At 65.5% G+C, this 19,862-nt stretch carries 17 protein-coding genes; 7 read left to right on the plus strand and 10 right to left on the minus strand.

The features are described from left to right. Positions 1-35 precede the first annotated feature (35 nt). Entirely contained in the window at positions 36-1,205 is a 1,170-nt protein-coding gene (locus tag ACSQ9E_RS25095) for a M20 family metallopeptidase (protein WP_436219472.1), read from the minus strand. Between the two features lie 101 nt (positions 1,206-1,306). Here ACSQ9E_RS25095 and ACSQ9E_RS25100 point away from each other — a divergent pair, with 101 nt between their 5' ends. Continuing rightward, a complete protein-coding gene (locus ACSQ9E_RS25100) occupies positions 1,307-2,227 on the plus strand; it encodes a MurR/RpiR family transcriptional regulator (protein ID WP_436219473.1) in 921 nt (306 codons plus the stop codon). Between the two features lie 171 nt (positions 2,228-2,398). Here the strand turns inward: ACSQ9E_RS25100 and ACSQ9E_RS25105 are convergent, their stop codons facing one another. From ACSQ9E_RS25105 to ACSQ9E_RS25130, 6 genes are all read right to left on the minus strand, one after another. Continuing rightward, positions 2,399-3,136, minus strand: coding sequence for an amino acid ABC transporter ATP-binding protein (locus ACSQ9E_RS25105; protein WP_057200106.1), 738 nt, complete (start codon positions 3,134-3,136; stop codon positions 2,399-2,401). Positions 3,137-3,166: 30 nt separating this feature from the next. Further along, entirely contained in the window at positions 3,167-3,832 is a 666-nt protein-coding gene (locus tag ACSQ9E_RS25110) for an amino acid ABC transporter permease (RefSeq protein WP_057200105.1), read from the minus strand. Positions 3,833-3,835: 3 nt separating this feature from the next. Beyond that, entirely contained in the window at positions 3,836-4,594 is a 759-nt protein-coding gene (locus ACSQ9E_RS25115) for an amino acid ABC transporter permease (RefSeq protein ID WP_057200104.1), read from the minus strand. Between the two features lie 109 nt (positions 4,595-4,703). Further along, entirely contained in the window at positions 4,704-5,603 is a 900-nt protein-coding gene (locus ACSQ9E_RS25120; protein WP_057200103.1) for an amino acid ABC transporter substrate-binding protein, read from the minus strand. A gap of 112 nt (positions 5,604-5,715) precedes the next feature. Then, the gene (locus ACSQ9E_RS25125) at positions 5,716-6,609 is read right to left on the minus strand and encodes an amino acid ABC transporter substrate-binding protein (protein ID WP_436219474.1); all 894 of its coding nucleotides are present in this window, start codon (positions 6,607-6,609) and stop codon (positions 5,716-5,718) included. Positions 6,610-6,815: 206 nt separating this feature from the next. Beyond that, complete coding sequence (locus ACSQ9E_RS25130; RefSeq protein ID WP_057200101.1) at positions 6,816-7,742, minus strand: LysR family transcriptional regulator; 927 nt, start codon at positions 7,740-7,742, stop codon at positions 6,816-6,818. Positions 7,743-7,963: 221 nt separating this feature from the next. Here ACSQ9E_RS25130 and ACSQ9E_RS25135 point away from each other — a divergent pair, with 221 nt between their 5' ends. The 6 genes from ACSQ9E_RS25135 (at position 7,964) to ACSQ9E_RS25160 (ending at position 17,263) form a co-directional block, all read left to right on the plus strand. Then, positions 7,964-8,527 (plus strand): TRAP transporter small permease, encoded by a 564-nt coding sequence (locus ACSQ9E_RS25135; RefSeq protein WP_057200100.1) that lies wholly within the window; start codon positions 7,964-7,966, stop codon positions 8,525-8,527. Continuing rightward, entirely contained in the window at positions 8,524-9,822 is a 1,299-nt protein-coding gene (locus tag ACSQ9E_RS25140) for a TRAP transporter large permease (protein ID WP_057200099.1), read from the plus strand. The genes ACSQ9E_RS25135 and ACSQ9E_RS25140 overlap by 4 nt, the downstream gene beginning before the upstream one ends. Positions 9,823-9,888: 66 nt before the next feature. Continuing rightward, a complete protein-coding gene (locus ACSQ9E_RS25145) occupies positions 9,889-10,926 on the plus strand; it encodes a DctP family TRAP transporter solute-binding subunit (RefSeq protein WP_436219475.1) in 1,038 nt (345 codons plus the stop codon). Between the two features lie 261 nt (positions 10,927-11,187). After that, the gene (locus tag ACSQ9E_RS25150; protein WP_436219476.1) at positions 11,188-12,486 is read left to right on the plus strand and encodes an efflux RND transporter periplasmic adaptor subunit; all 1,299 of its coding nucleotides are present in this window, start codon (positions 11,188-11,190) and stop codon (positions 12,484-12,486) included. 62 nt (positions 12,487-12,548) lie between these two features. Next, complete coding sequence (locus tag ACSQ9E_RS25155; protein WP_436219477.1) at positions 12,549-15,737, plus strand: efflux RND transporter permease subunit; 3,189 nt, start codon at positions 12,549-12,551, stop codon at positions 15,735-15,737. Then, positions 15,734-17,263, plus strand: coding sequence for a TolC family protein (locus ACSQ9E_RS25160; RefSeq protein WP_369819432.1), 1,530 nt, complete (start codon positions 15,734-15,736; stop codon positions 17,261-17,263). The genes ACSQ9E_RS25155 and ACSQ9E_RS25160 overlap by 4 nt, the downstream gene beginning before the upstream one ends. A 21-nt stretch (positions 17,264-17,284) precedes the next feature. Here ACSQ9E_RS25160 and ACSQ9E_RS25165 read toward each other — a convergent pair whose 3' ends face one another. The 3 genes from ACSQ9E_RS25165 to ACSQ9E_RS25175 all read right to left on the minus strand — a co-directional run bounded on the left by ACSQ9E_RS25165 (position 17,285) and on the right by ACSQ9E_RS25175 (position 19,851). Next, positions 17,285-18,217 carry a 2-hydroxyacid dehydrogenase gene (locus ACSQ9E_RS25165; RefSeq protein ID WP_436219478.1) on the minus strand — a complete coding sequence of 311 codons (933 nt, stop codon included), beginning with the start codon at positions 18,215-18,217 and terminating at the stop codon, positions 17,285-17,287. A 144-nt stretch (positions 18,218-18,361) separates the two neighbouring features. Next, positions 18,362-19,240 carry a glucose-1-phosphate thymidylyltransferase RfbA gene (rfbA, locus tag ACSQ9E_RS25170; RefSeq protein ID WP_436219479.1) on the minus strand — a complete coding sequence of 293 codons (879 nt, stop codon included), beginning with the start codon at positions 19,238-19,240 and terminating at the stop codon, positions 18,362-18,364. Further along, positions 19,237-19,851 carry a hypothetical protein gene (locus tag ACSQ9E_RS25175; RefSeq protein ID WP_436219480.1) on the minus strand — a complete coding sequence of 205 codons (615 nt, stop codon included), beginning with the start codon at positions 19,849-19,851 and terminating at the stop codon, positions 19,237-19,239. The genes rfbA and ACSQ9E_RS25175 overlap by 4 nt, the downstream gene beginning before the upstream one ends. Positions 19,852-19,862 lie beyond the last annotated feature (11 nt).

Below are 19,862 nucleotides of genomic sequence, written 5' to 3' on the forward strand. Positions count from 1 at the left end.
GGGGTCTTCTCTCAAGGTCTTGCAGGGATCGGAAATCAGGGATGGTCGAGAACGGCCAGCGCCACGGCCTGCGCGCGCGGCACCAGGGTGGACAGCTCGCAGTACTCACGCTCGGTGTGCGGGTGGCCACCCACGGGGCCGGTGCCGCACAGCGTGGGCGCGCCCACCGAAGCGGTCAGGCCACTGTCGGCCGCGCCGCCGGTGAACTCGCCCTCTACCGAAAAGCCCAGCGATTGCGCGCCGCGCTGGTACAACGCCAGCAGTGCATCGGGAGTGGGTTTCATGGGCAGGGTGCGGCGCATGCCGGTCACGCGGCCCTGGGTGCGGGGAAGGCTCTCGGCCTCGACGATGGCGCGCACACGCTCGAAGAGTTCGTCGGGGTCGGTCTCGGCGGTGTAGCGCACGTCCAGTTCGGCCTTGGCGTGCGGCGCCACCATGTTCGGCACGATGCCGCCCTGCACCACGCCGACATTGGTGGTGATGCCCGCAGCCACGTCGGTCAGCACATGCAGCGCCAGGATCTTGTGCGCCAATGCCCCGATGGCGCTGGCGCCGGCCGCATGGTTGATGCCGGCATGGGCGGCCACGCCCTGCACCTCGAACTCAACGGCCATGGAGCCTTTGCGGCTGGTGACCAGGTTGCCGCTCACACGGCCGGGCTCGGCATTGAGCACGGCGCGGGCGCCGCGGGCGGCGTCCATGATCTGCTCGCGCGTGGCGGGCGATCCGATCTCCTCGTCGCAAGAGAAGAACAGCCGCAGCGGCGCCGTGAGCCCGCCGCAGCGCGCAAAGGCCTCAGCCACGAAAGTGTTCATCACCAGGCCCGACTTCATGTCGGCCACGCCGGGGCCATAGGCCCGCCCCTCTTCCACGCGGAAGGGGCGGCGCGCTGCGGTGCCGGCCGGGTATACGGTGTCCATGTGGCCCATGAGCAGGATGGGTGCGCCCTCGGTGGGGCCAGGCACCTGGGCCTGCAGCAGCACGCCATAGCCGGGTACGGGCACCAACTCCACCGCCACGCCGGCGGCCACGAGCCGCTCGCGCAGGGTTGCGGCCACCGCCGTCACGCCCCCTTCGTCGCGGCTGCCGCTGTCGATGTCCACCACCTTCTGCAACAGGTCTTGCATCGCCTGTTGCTGGCCGGCCAGCCAATCGAGGATGCGCGTGCGTACCTGCACGCGGCTTTCTTCAAGGGTATCCTGCATGTTTTCCTTTGCTCCCACGCCCGGGGACGGCTGGGCGATGGAGTGAAAGTGTTGCATGCAGCGGCCTTGTTTGCAATACATTTTTCATAAAATGGACATCAATGAAATTATCATTGCAGAACTCAGACGGACTGCTGCCCGAGCGCCTGGCCCGCCAGGGCGCGGGCCTCACGGCCAGCGAGCGCGCGCTGGCCGAGTCGCTGGAGCGCGATTACCCCCATGCGCTGCTCGAATCGGCCACCGCCCTGGCCGCCCGCACCGGCACCAGCGCCTCCACCGTGGTGCGGCTGTTCGCCAAGCTGGGCTATGGCAGCTACGCCGAGGCCCAGCGCGAGGCCCGCGCCGAGGTCACGGCCCTGCTGCAGACGGCCGGGCAGCGCGCGCCCGTGACCATCGGCACACGGCGCAGCCTGCAACAATGCGTGGACGACGCCCTGCTGCACGACCAGCACAACATCGGCGCCACGCGCGACGGGCTGGACATGGCGGCCTTCGAGGCCATCGCCACGCGACTGGCGCAGGGCAAGGGCCGCGTCTTCGTGCTCGCACAGATCAACAGCGCGCCCGTGGCAGCGTGGCTGGCGCTGCACCTGAACATGTGCCGCCCCGGTGTGCATGAGCTGGGCGCGGGTGCTGTGGCCGCCACCGACCAGTTGCTCTGGGTGCAGCCCGACGATGTGCTGCTGGCCTTCAGCATCCGCCGCTACGCGAGCGGGCCGGTGAAGGTTGCGCAGCGCTTTCGCGAGGCCGGTGGCCAGGTGCTGACCATCACCGACAGCGCCTCGGCCCCGCTGGCCGTGCTGGCCCATGAACGCATCCTGGTGCGCACCTCGAACGCCTCGCCATTCGACTCGTATACCGCCGCCTTCTTCCTGTGCAACGCGCTGGTGTCGGCCGTGGCGCAGCTGCGGCACGAAGCCGTGTCGGAAGCACTCAAGCGCCGGGATACGCTGTGGAAGGATGTGGAGGACCAGCAGCTCATCGTGGAGGGAGTTCCAGGACGCAAGCCCGTCCGAAAATAGACGGCAGCCAGCGACTCAGCGCGCCGAGGTCACCGGGCGCGAGAAGCCGCGAACCCAGCTTGGGCCTCCCACGCTTTGCGCTGCCGCCACGAACAAAAAAAGGCGCCCGAAGGCGCCTTGTATGAAATCCTGCACGCCGTGCCCCGCAGGGCACAGGCATGCATGCACCACTCAGTGCGCCAGGATCTTGTTGAGGAAGTCCTTGGTGCGTGGCTGGCGGGCTTCGGGGTGGTTGAAGAAGTCGTCCTTGGAGCAGTCCTCCAGGATCTTGCCGCCCACGTCCATGAAGATCACGCGGTTGCTCACCTTGCGGGCGAAGCCCATTTCGTGGGTCACGCACATCATGGTCATGCCTTCGTTGGCCAGGCCCACCATCACGTCCAGCACTTCGCCGACCATTTCGGGGTCGAGCGCCGAAGTGGGTTCGTCGAAAAGCATCACGATGGGGTCCATGCTCAGGGCACGGGCAATCGCCACACGCTGCTGCTGGCCGCCCGAGAGCTGGCCAGGGAACTTGTCCTTGTGCGCCATCAGGCCCACGCGCTCCAGCATCTTCAGGCCACGCTTCTTGGCATCGTCGGGGCTGCGGCCCAGCACCTTGACCTGCGCAATCGTCAGGTTCTCCGTCACCGACAGGTGGGGGAACAGTTCGAAGTGCTGGAACACCATGCCGACGCGGCTGCGCAGCTTGGGCAGGTTGGTCTTGGGGTCGTGCAGCTGGATGCCGTCCACCGTGATCTCGCCCTTTTGGAAGGGCTCGAGCGCGTTGATGGTCTTGATCAGCGTGGACTTGCCCGAGCCCGAAGGCCCGCACACCACCACCACTTCACCCTTGTTGATGACGGCCGAGCACTCGTTGAGCACCTGCACGGGGCCATACCACTTGGATACGTTCTTGAGTTCGATCATTTCTTGTTCCTCAATCCAATCTCTTTTGCATCAGCGAATGATCGCGATCTTCTGGTGCAGGCGTTTGACCATCCAGGACAGCGCATAGCACATCACAAAGTACAGAACCGCTGCGGCCAGGTAAGCCTCGATGGGGCGGCCAAAGTTCTTGCCGGCCACTTCAAAGCCCTTGAGCATGTCGTAGGCACCTATGGCGTAGACCAGCGAGGTGTCCTGGAACAGGATGATGGTCTGCGTGAGCAGCACCGGCAGCATGTTGCGAAACGCCTGGGGCAGCACCACGAGCTTCATGTTCTGCCCGTAGGTCATCCCGAGCGCCTGGCCCGCATGGACCTGGCCACGCGCAATGGACTGGATGCCGGCGCGCATGATTTCGCTGAAGTAGGCGGCCTCGAAGGCGATGAAGGTCACCACCGCAGACACTTCCGCGCCGATAGGCCGGCCAATGATGGCCGGCACCAGCAGGAAGAACCACAGGATCACCATCACCAGCGGGATGCTGCGCATGCCATTGACGTAGATGGTCGCGGGCACGTCCAGCCACTTCTTGCCCGACAAGCGCATGAGCGCCAGCACGGTCCCGAAGAGCACACCACCGATGGTGGCCACCACCGTGAGGAAAAGGCTGAAATACAGCCCCTTGAGCACGAAGTTGGAGATCAGGTCCCAGTTGTAGAAGGAAAAATCGAGATTCATTGGTCAGTGCCCCCCACCTGCGCCGCTGGGCACAACCACGCCGGGAATGCGCGCACGCTTCTCGATGAACGCCATGATGCGGTTGATGGCAAACGCCGAGATGACGTAGAGCGCCGTCACGGCCAGATAGACCTCGATGCCGCGCGAGGTTTCCTCCTGCGCCTGCATGGCAAACATCGTGAGCTCAGCCACCGACACGGCAAACGCGACGGAGGAGTTCTTGAAGATGTTCATCGTCTCGCTGGTCAGCGGCGGGATGATGATGCGAAACGCCATGGGAAGCAGCACGTAGCGGTAGGTCTGGAAGGTGGTGAAGCCCACCGCCAGACCCGCATAGCGCTGGCCGCGCGGCAGGGTGTTGATACCCGAGCGCACCTGCTCGGCAATGCGTGCCGACGTGAAGAAGCCCAGCGCCAGCACCACCAGCGTGAAGCCGGGAACGCCCTTCATGACCGGAAAGAGGCTGGGCAGGACGTGGTACCACAGGAAGATCTGCACCAGCAGTGGAATGTTGCGAAACAGCTCGACCCAGGCATTGCCCAGGCGCACGACCATCGGCCGGTCCTGCAAGGTACGCAGCGTGCCAATGACGGAGCCCAATACGAGAGCCAGCACCAGGGCCAGCAGCGAAACAGACACCGTCCAGCCCCAGGCCGACAGCATCCAGTCCAGGTAAGTGATTTCGCCGCCCTTGCCAAAGCAGCTTTGCACGACTTCCCTGTCCATGGTGTCCTGGCAGAACACCTGCCAATCCCAACTCATAGGATCACCCCTTTATTTTTTGGTATTGCATTGGGCGCAATCCTTTGCCCACCCAACAAAAAAGCCCCTTCAAACCGCGGTGGCCGAAGGGGCGCAAGCATCCCGAAGATTACTTCTTGGCGTAGTCTTCCATGGGCTTGTCGTTCGGGGCGGCCCAAGCCGCCTTGGTGGCGTCGGAAATGGGCAGGCCGATCTTGGTGTTGGTCGGAGGCACGGGTTGCATGAACCACTTGTCGTACAGCTTGGCCAGCGAGCCGTCGGCGATCTGGCGCTTGATGCTGTCGTCCACGGCCTTCTTGAAGGCCGGGTCATCCTTGCGCAGCATGCAGGCGATAGGCTCCACCGACAGCACTTCGCCAACGATCTTGTAGTCGGCAGGGTTCTTGGACTTGGAGATGTTGGCAGCCAGGATCGAGCCATCCATCACGAAGGCGTCGGCACGGCCGGTTTCCAGCATCAGGAAGCTGTCGGCGTGGTCCTTGCCGAAGACTTCCTTGAAGTCGATGCCGCCAGAGCGCTCGTGCTTGCGCAGGGTCTGCACCGAGGTGGTGCCCGTGGTCGTGGCCACGGTCTTGCCGTTCAGGTCCTTGATGGAGGTGATGCCCGAATTGGCCTTCACGACGGTGCGAACTTCTTCCACATAGGTGGTCACGGCAAAGGCCACGTCCTTCTGGCGTGCGGCGTTGTTCGTGGTGGAGCCACATTCCAGGTCCACGGTGCCATTGGTTACCAGGGGAATGCGGTTTTGCGAGGTCACGGGCTGGTACTTGGTTTCCAGCTTGGCCAGGCCCAGTTGCTTCTGGATGTCGGCCAGGATGATTTCACCCATTTCGGTGTGGAAACCCACGTACTTGCCATTGCCCAGAGTGTAGGAAAGACCCGAAGACTCCCGCACACCCAGCGTCACGCTGCCCGAGGCCTTGATTTTGGCCAGGGTGTCGGTGGCTTGGGCGAATGCGCTGCCTGCAGCCAGGGCGGTCACGGCAACCGCGAGCAAATGCTTCTTCATTGGGATCTCCTTGTGTGAAACGAAAAAAGGGGGGGATTTTAGAGATTTACCCAGCCCGGAAGCACCGGCGGGCAAAAAACCAAAAAGGGAACCACGCGACCAGCGATATTAGTCAGAACGGGACCTGGTCGGTAGGGTATTTCCAGAAGTCCCGCAACAGATAACTGACCGGAAGGTTCAGCGTGGTGTTGTTCGGGGGAATCGGTTTGGCGAACCACTTCTCATATATGGGGTAGATATCCCGGCTGGTGATGAGGCGGCGCATCTCCTCATCCACCAGCTTCTTGAATTCGGGGTCATTCTTGGGCAGCATGATGGCCAGCGGCTCGGTGGTCATGAACCGGCCCACCACCTTCAAGGCACCCGGGTTCGGCCGGCCGGCGGCCAGGCCGTACAGCAGCACGTCGTCCATCACGAAGGCATCGGCCTCGCCCTTTTCCACCATCTCCACGGCCTTGGCGTGGTCGGGCGATTCCAGGATGGTGATGCCCATCAGGCGCTCGCGGTTGGCCTGGTCGGCCGCCTTCAGCGGCGTGGTCCCCTTGGTGGACACCAGCTTCTTGCCATTGAGATCTTCCACGCGGTCGATGGTGCTGGCGGATTTCACCAGCAGGCGCGCGCCGGTGATGAAATGCGGCACCGTGAAGGCCACCTTCTGGCGCCGCTCGGCATTGTTGGTGGTGGAGCCGCACTCCATGTCGGCCTTGCCCTGCTCGATCATCGCAATCCGGTTGGCTGGCGTGACCGCCAGGAACTCGACCTGCATGTCCTTCTTGCCCGTCTTCTTGCGCACCACGTCGGCCAGGCGCAGGCACAGGTCCATGGCGTAGCCCACCGGCTTGCCGGTCTTGGTGTCGATATACGAGAAGGGCACTGACGACTCGCGGTACGCGATCACCATCTTGCCGCCACCGCTGACGCGTTCGAGCACCCCCTGCGCAGACGCCGCGGATGCGCAGCACAAGGCAGCAATGCCCCACGCCAATCCCCAATGCTGAACTTTCATGCGGATGTCTCGGTAAATAGGAAGTGGAATCAGATCTGCAATCTTCGTGCCACCGTGGGGCCTGAAAGAGACTACATCGCCATCGCTGATCCAGCAATGGGGGCGACTGTACGTGTCGTTACCATGAAATTCCAATGCCGTTTGCGCGGACAACTATGCAAACTGTTTATATCCGTATTTACCCTAGGCATGAAAAACCCGCCTGTTCATGCCGCCTGCGCCTGTAGATAAGTCCACAGGGCCTGGGCCGTGCCCTTGGGCGCTTCCTTGCCCGAGGGCTTTTCACGGTAGGCGCGCACATCCATGGTCATCTGCAGGCCCTCGGTGTCCGGCGGGGCGGCACTGACCAGCTTGCGCGTGCGCAGCTCTTTCTTGACAGCGCTGTGGGGCAGGAAGGCCACGCCATGCCCTTCGAGCGCCATGGCCTTGAGGCCCTCGGCCATGTCGGTCTCGTAGACCCGGTCCAGGTGGATCGCCGTGCCCGACTCCTTGAGGATCAGCTCCGTCACCCGCCCCAGGTAGGCACCGGGCGCATAGCCCAGGTAGGGCAGCGGCTGGCCCACCCGGCCCGGTAGCCGGAACAGAGGCTGCCCGTCGGCGTCGGCCTTGGAGTACGGGGACAGCACCTCCTGGCCCAGGCTCACCATCTCGTAGCGGTCGGCATCGAGCTGGAAGGGCTGTGAGGGGTGGTGGTAGGCGATCAGCAGGTCGCAGCCCCCTTCCACCAGGCGCATCACGGCGTCGTGCACGTTCAGGGCGATCAGCCGGCTCTTGAAGGGGCCGAACTTGTCGTGCAGGCTCGACACCCAGGCCGGGAAGAAGGTGAAGGCCAGCGTGTGCGGCACCGCGAACTCGATCATGTCCTTGCCTGCACTGGTGTGCGCGCGCAGCATGGCCCGGGTGTTCTGCAGCGCCTGCAGCATCTCCAGCGCCTGGTCGTACAGGGTTTTGCCGGCCGGCGTGAGGCGCGTGGGGTAGGAGCTGCGGTCCACCAGATCGGTACCGGCCCAGGCCTCCAGGGCCTGGATGCGCCGCGAAAAGGCGGGCTGCGTCACATGCCGCAACTGGGCGGACCGGCTGAAGCTGCGCGTTTCCGCAAGACTGACGAAATCTTCAAGCCACTTGGTTTCCATCGGTGCATTATCGGTGCCGGCCCTGCCGCGTGCTGGCCTGTGGTGGAAAGCCTGTACAAGGGTTTATCCATAGCGCACCATTGGTGTGCACACATAGCAACGCACCGCATAATAGGGAAAGTTGCGTCCAAAGCGCGCTCCCGCGTCACGGCCCCAGGTGCACAACACCGGCGGGCAGAGCGACCGGCCCGTCCTGTTTGTTCTCCTGTACCGCCGCTCCCATGTCCTCCACCCCTCCCCAAGGGCCGGTGACCGACGCCTCCGTGCCCGTCGCCGCCCCTGCCTCCGAAGAACCCCGCGCCCTGCGCATCGAGGACTGGCTCACCGTCATCGTCATGGCGGCGCTGGCGCTCATCACATTTGCCAACGTGCTGGTGCGCTACTTCACCAGTTCCTCTTTTGCCTGGACGGAAGAAATCTCCGTCTTCCTGATGATCGTGCTGGCCCTGGTGGCGGGCTCTGCCGCCGTAGCGCGCGACCAGCACATCCGCATCGAATACTTTGCCGAAGGCGGCTCGGCCGCGCGCCGCAAGCGCCTGGCGCAGCTGGGCGCCGTGGCCGTGGCCGTGCTGTTCGCGCTGATCGCCGTGCTCAGCGTGCGCGTGGTCTGGGACGACTACCGCTTTGGCGAGACCTCGCCGGGCATCGGCGTGCCGCAGTGGTGGTACTCCATCTGGCTGCCCGTCATCTCGGCGCTGATCGCTGCGCGGGCCGTGGGCCTGCTGCTGCGCCGCAGCCGTGAAGCGCTGCGGCCCGAAAGCCCCGCCGAGGACGCACAGCCATGATCGCCACGCTCCTGTTCGTGGCCTTCCTGGGCCTGATGTTCCTGGGCGTGCCCATAGGCGCTGCCCTGGGCCTGGCCGGCGCCGCCGCGATTGCGCTGGCGAATGCCGACAGCCAGTGGTTCGGCTTGCTGGCCGTGCCGCAGAACTTCTATGCCGGCCTGGGCAAGTACCCGCTGCTGGCGATTCCGATGTTCGTGCTGGTCGGCTCCATCTTCGACCGCTCGGGCGTGGCCCTGCGCCTGGTGAACTTCGCCGTGGCCATCGTCGGGCGCGGCCCGGGCATGCTGCCGCTGGTGGCGATTGCCGTGGCCATGTTCCTGGGTGGCATCTCGGGCTCGGGCCCGGCCAACGCCGCTGCCGTGGGCGGCGTGATGATCGCCGCCATGTCGCGCGCGGGCTACCCGCCCTCGTTCTCGGCCAGCGTGGTGGGGGCAGCAGCAGCCACCGACATCCTGATCCCGCCGTCCGTCGCCTTCATCATCTACTCGGTGCTGGTGCCGGGCGCCTCGGTGCCCGCGCTGTTCGCCGCCGGCATGATCCCGGGCATCCTGGCGGGCATCGCATTGATCATTCCGGCCGTGTGGATGGCGCGCAAGCACAAGATGGGCGCGCTCGAATCCACCATGCCGCGCCCCCCGTTCTGGAAGAGCCTGCGCGAAGCCCTGTGGGGTCTGGCCGCACCGGTGCTGATCCTGGGCGGCATGCGCGCCGGCTGGTTCACGCCCACCGAGGCCGCCGTGGTGGCGGTGTTCTACGGCCTCTTCGTGGGCATGGTGATCCACCGCACGATCAAGGTGCGCGACCTGTTCCCCATCCTGCGCGAATCGGGCGAGCTGTCGGCCGTGATCCTGCTCGTGGTCTCGCTCGCGGGCATCTTTGCCTACTCGCTGTCCACCCTCGGGGTGATCGACCCGGTGGCCAAGGCCATCGTGAACTCGGGCCTAGGGGAATACGGCGTGCTGGCGCTGCTGATCGTGCTGCTCATCACCGTGGGCATGTTTCTCGATGGGATCTCCATCTTCCTGATCTTCGTGCCGCTGCTCTTGCCCATCATGCAGCACTACCAGTGGGACCCCGTCTGGTTCGGCGTGATCCTGACGCTCAAGGTGGCGCTGGGCCAGTTCACCCCGCCGCTGGCGGTGAACCTGATGGTCTCGTGCCGCATCGCTGGTGTGCGCATGGAATCGACCGTGCGCTGGGTCGGCTGGATGCTGTTCGCCATGTTCCTCGTGATGGTGCTGGTGATCGCCTTCCCGCCACTGGCGCTGTGGCTGCCGGCGCGCCTGGGTTACTGACCCGTGGCAAACCCCGAGACCGATTTGCCTTCTACCCTACAAAATTGACCACAGGAGACTGACAACATGAAACTGCGCACCTTTCTGACTTCCGCCGTGGCCGCTGCCGCCGCACTGGCCTTCGCCGCCCCGGCCGCCATCGCACAGACGGCCTACAAGAGCGAATACCGCATGTCCCTGGTGCTGGGCACTGCCTTCCCGTGGGGCAAGGGCGGCGAGTTGTGGGCCAACAAGGTGCGCGAGCGCACGCAGGGCCGCATCAACATCAAGCTGTACCCCGGTGTCTCGCTCATCCAGGGCGACCAGACGCGCGAGTTCTCGGCGCTACGCCAGGGCGTGATCGACATGGCCGTGGGCTCCACCATCAACTGGTCGCCCCAGGTCAAGCAGCTGAACCTGTTCTCGCTGCCCTTCCTGATGCCCGACTACGCCGCCGTGGACGCACTCACGCAGGGCGAAGTCGGCAAGAACATATTCGCGACGCTGGACAAGGCCGGCGTGGTGCCCCTGGCCTGGGGCGAAAACGGCTACCGCGAGATCTCCAACTCCAAGAAGGCCATCAAGACTCCTGAGGACCTCAAGGGCCTGAAGATCCGCGTCGTGGGCTCGCCCCTGTTCCTGGACACCTTCACCGCGCTGGGCGCCAACCCCACGCAGATGAGCTGGGCCGATGCCCAGCCCGCCATGGCCAGTGGCGCCGTGGACGGCCAGGAGAACCCGATCGCCGTGTACATGGCTGCCAAGCTGCACACCGTGGCCCAGAAGCACGTGACCATGTGGGGCTACATCAACGACCCGCTGGTCTTCGTGGTGAACAAGGACATCTGGAACTCCTGGACGCCGGCCGACCGCGAGATCGTCAAGCAGGCCGCCATCGACGCCGGCAAGGAAGAGATCGCCATCGCCCGCAAGGGCATGGTCGAGGCCGACAAGCCCCTGCTCAAGGACATCGCAGCCAATGGCGTGACCGTGACCCAACTCTCCCCCGCCGAACGCGACGCCTTCGTGAAGGCCACCCGCCCCGTGTTCGAGAAGTGGAAGGGCCAGATCGGCGCCGACCTGGTGACCCAGGCCGAAAAAGCGATTGCCGCGCGCAAGCAATAAGCGCATAAGCACATACCGGCAGCCGACAAGGGCCGCCGGCACAATCTCCAAGGCGCTCCCGGTGGCAGGGAAGCGCCTTTTTCGTGGGCGGCCCCCGAAGGAGTGGCCATCCATTTGCTGGCCCGATGCTTGCAAGTGCCAAGCGTTGGGGGGATGCTCGTCCACCTGAAAAAACCTGTCAACGGGCTCCGGCTTTGCCAACTTTATCGTGCGTACACATATGGCCCCCACAATGCCTTCAACTCTGACTCACCGTCTCCCATGCCGTTCCTTCTGAATGCTGGCCACCCGGCTGCCACGGGCTCGCTGACGCTGGCCTCCTCCCCCGCCCGCCCCGCTGCCCACCCCTTGTCCCGGCTGAACCCGGCCTGGGTGCGAACCTGCATCGCGGCCCTGTGCATCGGCGGCCTGGTGGCCTGCTCCGGCAAGGATCAGCCGGCCAAGGCCGGCGCGGGCAAGCCCGCAGGCGAGCCAGCGGTGGGCGTAGTGGTGCTGGCCCCAGAGAGCCAGACGCTGAGCACGGAGTTGCCAGGCCGCACGGCGGCCTTCCAGAACGCCGACATCCGCCCGCAGATCAACGGCATCATCCAGAAACGCCTGTTCACCGAGGGCGCGCTGGTCAAGGCCGGCCAGCCGCTGTACCAGGTGGACCCGGCCACCTACGAAGCCGCCCAGGCCAGCGCCCAGGCAGTGCTCGCCAAGGCGCAGGCCACGGCGCGCACGGCCCAGGTCAACGCCAAACGCAATGCGGAACTGGTCGAGATCGACGCCATCAGCCGCCAGGTGTTCGACGAAAGCCAGGCGGCGGTGCAGCAGACCCAGGCCGACGTGGGCGTGGCGCAGGCGGCGCTGGACACCGCGCGCATCAACGTGCGCTACACGCGCATCGTCGCGCCCATCTCCGGGCGCATCGGGCTGTCGGCCGTCACGGCCGGTGCCCTGGTCACGGCCAACCAGGCCAATGCGCTGACCACCATCCAGCAGCTCGACCCGATCCAGGTGGACATCACGCAGTCCAGCGCGGAGCTGCTGCAGCTGCGCAGGCAATGGCAGGAAGGCAAGTTCACGCGCGTGGATTCCAACCAGGCCAGGGTGAAGCTCATCCTGGAGGATGGGTCCACCTACGAAAAAGAAGGCACGCTGCAGTTCACCGGCACGGCCGTCAACCCGACCTCGGGCGCCATCACCCTGCGCGCGACCTTCCCCAACCCCGACCATTTCCTGATGCCGGGCATGTACGTACGCTCCCAGCTGGCCACCAGCGTGGCGCCACAGGCCCTGTTGCTGCCCCAGGAGGCCGTGATCCGCAACGCCGCCGGCGAGCCCAGCGTGCAGGTGGTGGGCGAGGACAACAAGCTCACCAAGCGCCCGGTGGAACTCGGCCAGGCCGTGGGCAACCGCTGGCTGGTGATCTCGGGCGTCAAGGCCGGTGAGAAGGTGATGGTGGACGGCTTCCAGAAGGCCCGCGTGGGCCAGACGGTCAAGCCCACGGTGGTCAAGCCACGCGACAAGGCCGCGCCCGCGGCGGCCACGGCCTCGTCGGCCGCAGCCAGTTCCTGAGGCGCACTGCGCGCAACGCCTCACCCGACCGACCTGCGACCCCACCACACCCACGCTGATCCATGGCCCAGTTCTTCATCAACCGCCCGGTCTTCGCCTGGGTGCTGTCCATCGTCATCATGCTGGCGGGGGCGATGTCCATCTTCACGCTGCCGCTGGAGCAGTACCCCGACATCGCGCCACCGCGCGTGACCATCAACACCACCTATACCGGTGCATCGGCCGGCACGGTCGACAACTCGGTGACCCAGGTGATCGAGCAGCAGCTCAAGGGCATCGACAGCCTGCTGTACATGGGCTCGACCAGCGACTCCGCCGGCCGCTCGCGCACCACGCTCACGTTTGCCCCCGGCGCCAACATCGACGTGGCCCAGGTGCAGGTGCAGAACAAGCTGCAGGCGGCCATGAACCGCCTGCCCGAGGCCGTGAAAAGCCGCGGCGTGTTCGTGAACAAGGGCGGCCAGGACTTCCTGGTGACCTACGTGTTCACTTCGCCCGACCCCACCGTGACCCAGGTGGCCATTGGCGACTACATCTCCAGCAACGTGGTGGACGTGATCGCCCGCCTGGACGGTGTGGGTGACGTGACGGTGTTCGGAACCTCCTATGCCATGCGCATCTGGATCGACCCGGCCAAGATGGAGAAGTTCGCGCTGATGCCGTCGGACCTGATCAACGCGCTCAATGCCCAGAACGCGCAGGTCTCGGCCGGCCAGTTGGGCCAGCAGCCCGCGCCCGCCGGGCAGATGCTCAACGCCACCATCACCGCGCGCACCAAGCTGCAGACGGTGGAGGAGTTCGAGCGCATTGTCCTCAAGTCCGGCACCGATGGCTCGGTGGTCACCATGGCCGATGTGGCCCGGGTGGCGCTGGAGGCGGACAACCTCACGGTCAAGTCGCGCCTGAACGGGCAGCCCGGCGCGGGTATCGGCATCGTGCTGGCCGACGGCGCCAATGCCATGGAAGTGGCCGATGCAGTGGCACGCAAGATGAAGGAGCTCGAACCCTTCTTCCCGGATGGCATCAACGGTGTCGTCAGCTCCGACTCCACCCCGTTCGTGCGCGCCTCCATCGAGGAGGTCGTCAAGACCCTGGCCGAGGCGATGCTGCTGGTGGTGATCGTGATGTTCATCTTCCTGCAGAACTTCCGCGCCACGATGATCCCGGCCATCGCCGTGCCCGTGGTGCTGCTGGGCACCTTCGGCGTGCTCTCGGCGCTGGGCTACTCGATCAACATGCTGACCATGTTCGCCATGGTGCTGGCCATCGGCCTGCTGGTGGACGACGCCATCGTGGTGGTGGAGAACGTGGAACGCGTGATGAGCGAGGAAGGCCTGTCGCCCAAGGAGGCCACGCGCAAGTCGATGAAGGAGATCACGCCTGCACTGGTAGGCATCGGCCTCACCCTGTCGGCCGTGTTCATCCCCATGGCCTTCTTCACGGGCTCCACTGGCGTGATCTACCGGCAGTTTTCCATCACCATCGTCTCGGCCATGGCGCTGTCGGTGTTCGTGGCGCTGACGCTGACCCCTGCGCTGTGCGCCACCCTGCTCAAGCCCATCGAAAAGGGCCACCACGCAGCCCATGACGGCCCGCCAAGGCGTGGCCTGCTCGGCCTGAGCGACCGCTTCTTCGCCTGGTTCAACCGCACGTTCGACAGCACGGCCAACCGCTACCAGCGCGTCGTGGGCGGCCTGCTCAAGCGCAGCCTGCGCATGGTCGTGATCTACCTGGCGATCCTGGTGGGCGTGGGGCTGCTGTTCAAGGTACTGCCCACCTCCTTTCTGCCCAATGAGGACCAGGGTTTCGTGACGGCCTCGATCACCTTGCCCTCTGGCGCCACCGACGAGCGCCTGGGTGTGGTGCTTGATGAAATCAAGGACTACTTTCTGGCCAAGCCCGAAGTGCTGCGTGTGAATTCGATTGCCGGCAACAACGGCAACCAGAACTCCGGCAACATGTTCATCCGGCTCAAGCCCTGGGCGGAACGCCCGCTGCGCAGCCAGTCGGCGGAGGTCATCGCCAGCCAGGCCACCAAGGACCTCGCCAAGATCCGCGACGCACGCATCTTCGTCTCGCTGCCGCCCGCCGTGCGCGGCCTGGGGTCGAGCGCGGGCATCAACTTCATGGTCAAGGACCTCAATGGCCTGGGGCAGGACGCTCTCGTCGCCGCCAAGGACCAGTTGATCGAACTGACCCGCCAGAACCCGATCCTCACCAATGTGCGGACCACCAATTTCGACAACACCTCGGAGCTCAAGGTCACCATCGATGACCGCAAGGCCGCGGCCCAGGGGTTGACCACGGCGGACATCAACGGCGTGCTCTCCAGCGCCATGGGCGGCACCTATGTGAACGACTTCGTGCACCAGGGCCGCGTCAAGCGCGTGTATGTGCAGGGCGATGCGCCCTATCGCATGCTGCCGCAAGACATCGGTCACTGGAGCGTGCGCAACCGCAATGGCGAAATGGTGCCTTTCTCGACCTTTGCCAGCACCTCGTGGACCAACGGCCCGCCCCAGCTCATGCGCTACAACGGCAGCCCCGCCCTGGAACTGCAGGCCGAAACCGCGCCAGGCGCCAGCTCGGGCGACGCCATGGTGGCCATCGAGGAAATCATGAAAAAGCTGCCGCCCGGCATCGGCATGGAGTGGACCGGCGCCTCGCTGCAGGAGCGCCGCTCGGGCTCGCAGGCGCCCTTGCTCTACGCCGTCTCCATCCTCTTCGTGTTCCTGTGCCTGGCGGCCCTGTACGAAAGCTGGAGCGTGCCGTTCTCGGTGATGCTGGCGGTGCCGCTGGGCGTGATCGGCGCCTTGCTGGCCACCTACACGCGCGGCATGACCAACGACGTGTACTTCCAGGTGGGGCTGCTCACCACCGTGGGGCTGGCGTCCAAGAACGCCATCCTGATCGTCGAATTCGCGGTGCAATTGCAAACCCAGGGCAAGAACCTGTACGACGCCACGGTGGAAGCCGTGCGCATGCGCCTGCGCCCCATCCTCATGACTTCGCTGGCCTTCGGCTTCGGCGTGCTGCCTCTGGCCATCGGCACGGGCGCGGGTGCCGGCGGCCGCCAGGCCATCGGCACCGGCGTGCTCGGCGGCATGGTGGCCTCCACCGTGCTGGGGCTGTTCTTCGTGCCCGTGTTCTTCCTGCTCGTGCGCTCCCTGGTCCAGCGGCGCAAGGGCCAGGGCCAGGCCCCCGCCGCGCCCGCCACGCCGCCTGCAGAAGCCCAGGAGGCGCAGGCATGAGCTTCCGTACCGTTCTTGCCTACCCCGTTGTGTCCACCGGCATGTCCAAAGCCCTGATGACTCCCCTGTGCGCCCTGCTGGTCCTGGCCGGCTGCACCAATCTGGCACCCAGCTACGACCGCCCTGTCGCCCCGGTGCCCGCAGCCTTGGACAACGCCGCCACGACGGCAGGCGCCAGCGAGACCTATGCCCCGCTGGGCTGGGACGCGGTGGTGCAGTCTGCACAGTTGCGCGACGTCATCACGCTCGCGCTGCAGAACAACCGCGACCTGCGCGCCGCAGCGCTGGCCATCGAGCGCGCCCAGGCCCAGTACGGCGTGAGCCGCGCCGATCGCCTGCCCAGCGTGAGCGGCACGGCCCAGGGCAGCCGCGCCCGCACCGCCGCCGACCTGACCACCGCCGGCCGCTCGCAGATCGGCGAGCAGTACAGCGCGCAACTGGGCATCACCAGCTACGAACTCGACTTCTTCGGCCGCGTGCGCAACCTCAACGAGTCCGCACTGCAGGAGGTGCTGCGCGTCACCGACACCCAGCGCAGCGTGCAGCTGAGCCTGGTGGCCGAGGTCACCAATGCCTGGCTCAACCTCGCGGCCGACCAGGCACGCCTGGAGCTGGCGAAGGAAACACTGCGCTCGCGCGAAGCCTCCTACTCCCTGACCGAGCGCACGCACCGCCTGGGCGGCACCTCGGGCCTGGTGCTGGCGCAGAACCAGACCACGGTGGACGGCGCGCGCGCCGATGTCGCCGCCTTCACCAGCCAGGTGGCGCGCGACCGCAATGCGCTGCAACTGCTGGTGGGCTCGCCCGTTCCCGCCACCCTGCTGCCCGCCGTACAGGCGGCGCCCCCCGTGCCTGTGGCCGCACAGGTGCCGGACGAGCGGCGCAGCGAGCGCGTCACGCAGGCGGCCACGCAGGTGCCCATGCTGCGTGAGAACGCACTGCAGTTGCTGGCCGTGCCCGCGCAGATCCCCTCGAGTGTGCTGCTGTCGCGCCCTGACGTGATGGCCGCCGAGCGCAGCCTGCAGGCCAGCTACGCCAACATCGGCGCCGCGCGTGCGGCTTTCTTCCCCAGCATCTCGCTCACGGCCAGCGTGGGCACGGCGAGCACGGAGCTCTCGGGCCTGTTCGGCAGCGGCAACCTGCTGTGGAGCTTCGTGCCGCAGATCCGGCTGCCGATTTTCGACGGCGGCCGCAACCAGGCCAACCTGGACGTCGCCCAGGCCAACCAGCGCATTGCCCTCACGCAGTACGAGAAGGTCATCCAGACCGCCTTCCGCGAAGCCGCCGATGCCCTGGCCGAGCGCGCCACCCTGACGGACCGCATCACCGCGCAGACCTCGCTGCTGGCCGCGACGGAGCGCGTCTACGCCCTGTCCGAAGCCCGCTTCAAGGCCGGGGCCGACAACTACCTCACGGTGCTCGACGCGCAGCGCTCGCTGTACGCGGCGCAGCAGACCCTGCTGAGCCTGCAGTTGGCCGAGCAGACCAACCGCATCACCTTGTACAAGGTGCTCGGCGGGGGCTGAGCCCCCTCCTACAGCGCGCGTTCAGACAGGCGAAACCGGCGACTCGCCCGCGAGGTGCCGGCGCGCATTCTCGACGAAGCGGTCCACAGAGGCCTGCACCGCCTCGGGCGACCAGCCGCCCACGTGGGGTGTGAGCACCACGGTGTCCAGATCCAGCAATTCGGCCGGTGGCGCAGGCTCGCTCTCGTACACGTCCAGGCCCGCACCTGCCAGGCGCCCCTCGCGCAGCGCCAGGGCCAGCGCTGCGGTGTCGATCACGCTACCGCGTGCGATGTTGACCACATAGCCGCGCGGCCCCAGGGCATCTAGCACCGGGGCGTTGACCAGGTGCTGTGTGCCCGGGCCGCCGGGCGTGGCCACGACCAGGAAATCAGCCCACTCGGCCAGCGATTTCACGTCGCCGAAGTAGCGGTAGGGCACGTCCGTGCGCTCGCTGCGATTGTGGTAGCCCACTTGCAGGTCGAAGCCCAGCGCACGCTGGGCGATCTTCTTGCCGATGGTGCCCAGGCCGATGATGCCGAAGCGCTTGTGTGACACATTGGGCGGCAGCGGCAATGCCGTGCGCCACACACCGGCACGCGTGGCGGTATCCAGCTTGGGGATGCCACGCACGGCCGCGATGAGCAGGCCAAAGGCATGGTCGGCCACGCAGTCGTCGTTGGTGCCGGCGCCATTGGCCACCACGATGCCGCGCGCCTTGGCGTGCGCCACGGCGATGTTCTCGTAGCCCGCACCCAGGGCGCAGATCAGCGTGAGGGACGGCAGCGCATCGATCTGCGCGGGCGTGATGCCGATGGAGCCGATGGTGAGCACCACCCGCACGCGGCTGCCATGCTCGGCGATGGCGGCCTGGTGCTGTGGCGCATCAGGTACGTAGACCAGATCAAAGGTTTCCGACAATTGGGCGCAGTGTTCTTCCGACAGGAACGACAGGGCAAGCAGGACAGGTTTCATAACCAAAAGAAACTCCAACGGCGGCAAAGAAGGGACATTGACTTCGGGCCGAGTGATACATTTCGGCCACTCCAAAGTGTCACACGTCTTCGCTCAGTGCGTCGCAAACCACCAAGAATCCCGCTTCCCCCCGAGAAATGCCATCTATCTATCCCGCACCAGGCGCATCAGGTACTGGCCGTACCCATTCTTGGTCAGCGGCTGGGCCAGTCGCTCCAGCTGGGCGCTGTCGATCCACTGGCTGCGCCAGGAAATCTCTTCAGGGCATGCGATCTTCAGGCCCTGACGGTGCTCCAGCGTGGCGATGAACTGGCCGGCTTCGAGCAGGCTCTCGTGCGTGCCGGTATCCAGCCAGGCGTAGCCCCGGCCCATGATCTCCACATTCAACTGGCCGCGCTCCAGGTACAGGCGGTTGAGGTCGGTGATCTCGTACTCGCCGCGGGCCGAGGGCTTGAGCCCCTTGGCCAACTCCACCACCTGGTTGTCGTAGAAATACAGGCCCGTGACCGCATAGCTCGACTTGGGGACCTTGGGCTTTTCCTCCAGCGACAGGACTTTGCCCTGGGCATCGAACTCGGCCACACCATAGCGCTCGGGGTCGTGCACATGGTACGCAAACACGCTGGCTCCCGTTTGGCGCTCTGTCGCACTGCCCAGCAACTCATGAAAGTCATGGCCGTGGAAGATGTTGTCACCCAGCACCAGCGCGCTGGGAGAATCGCCGAGGAAGGATTCGCCGATCACGAAGGCCTGTGCCAGGCCGTCCGGGCTCGCCTGCACCGCGTACTGCAGGTGGATGCCCCACTGGCTGCCATCGCCAAGCAGTTGTTCGAAGCGCGGCGTGTCCTGCGGAGTGCTGATCACCAGAATGTCGCGGATGCCCGCGAGCATGAGCGTGCTCAGCGGGTAATAGATCATGGGTTTGTCGTACACCGGCAGCAACTGCTTGCTGATGGCCAGGGTGGCCGGGTGCAGCCGGGTACCGGAGCCTCCGGCGAGGATGATGCCTTTGCGGATGCTCATGAAAAGGTGGAGCGTGTTGGGTTTGGGAACGGCGGGGACGACCCATCGCGCGGTGGCGTTCGAAGATCAGAGAAGAAGCGCTGCGACGCTGAGGACCGGGGCGCGTTCACCGAGCTCCAAGCAGCCAGGAACGCGGTATCGGCCTGGATCTCGGGTGCACGGAGAAAACCTAGATACAGGGAAAACAATTGCGCTTCACTGTCGGGCGCCACTGCCGAGAAATAACGCTCGGCATTTCCTGATAACACCACATCAGACTGGATGGAGGCGGCAATTTCCGGGTGGAAGAACCGACTGCGCAAACATACGACGCGAGTGAAAACGGCGCTGAGATGGCGACGCATCATGCGAAAGAACGAGTCACCAAACAACAGTATGGTGGCGTTGTACTGGGCTTTGGGGCTGAACACGAGGTCCACCATGCGATCGTTGAAGCCGCCTGATGTATGGAATGCGACGATAGGCCAATCAGGTGACAAGACCACTCCGACCTGGCATAGCGGTGGGTTGAACTTGCGGCCCAGATCCCCAGTCCAGCGCAATAGTTTGTTGATTCTTGTGGCAACACGGGCACGTGCTGCCTCTGCGTCGATGCCAATGCAGTCGGGCATGTTGCGGAGCG

Source organism: Acidovorax sp. LjRoot118 (genome assembly GCF_964253575.1).
In the GTDB taxonomy this organism is placed as follows: Bacteria; Pseudomonadota; Gammaproteobacteria; order Burkholderiales; family Burkholderiaceae_C; genus Acidovorax.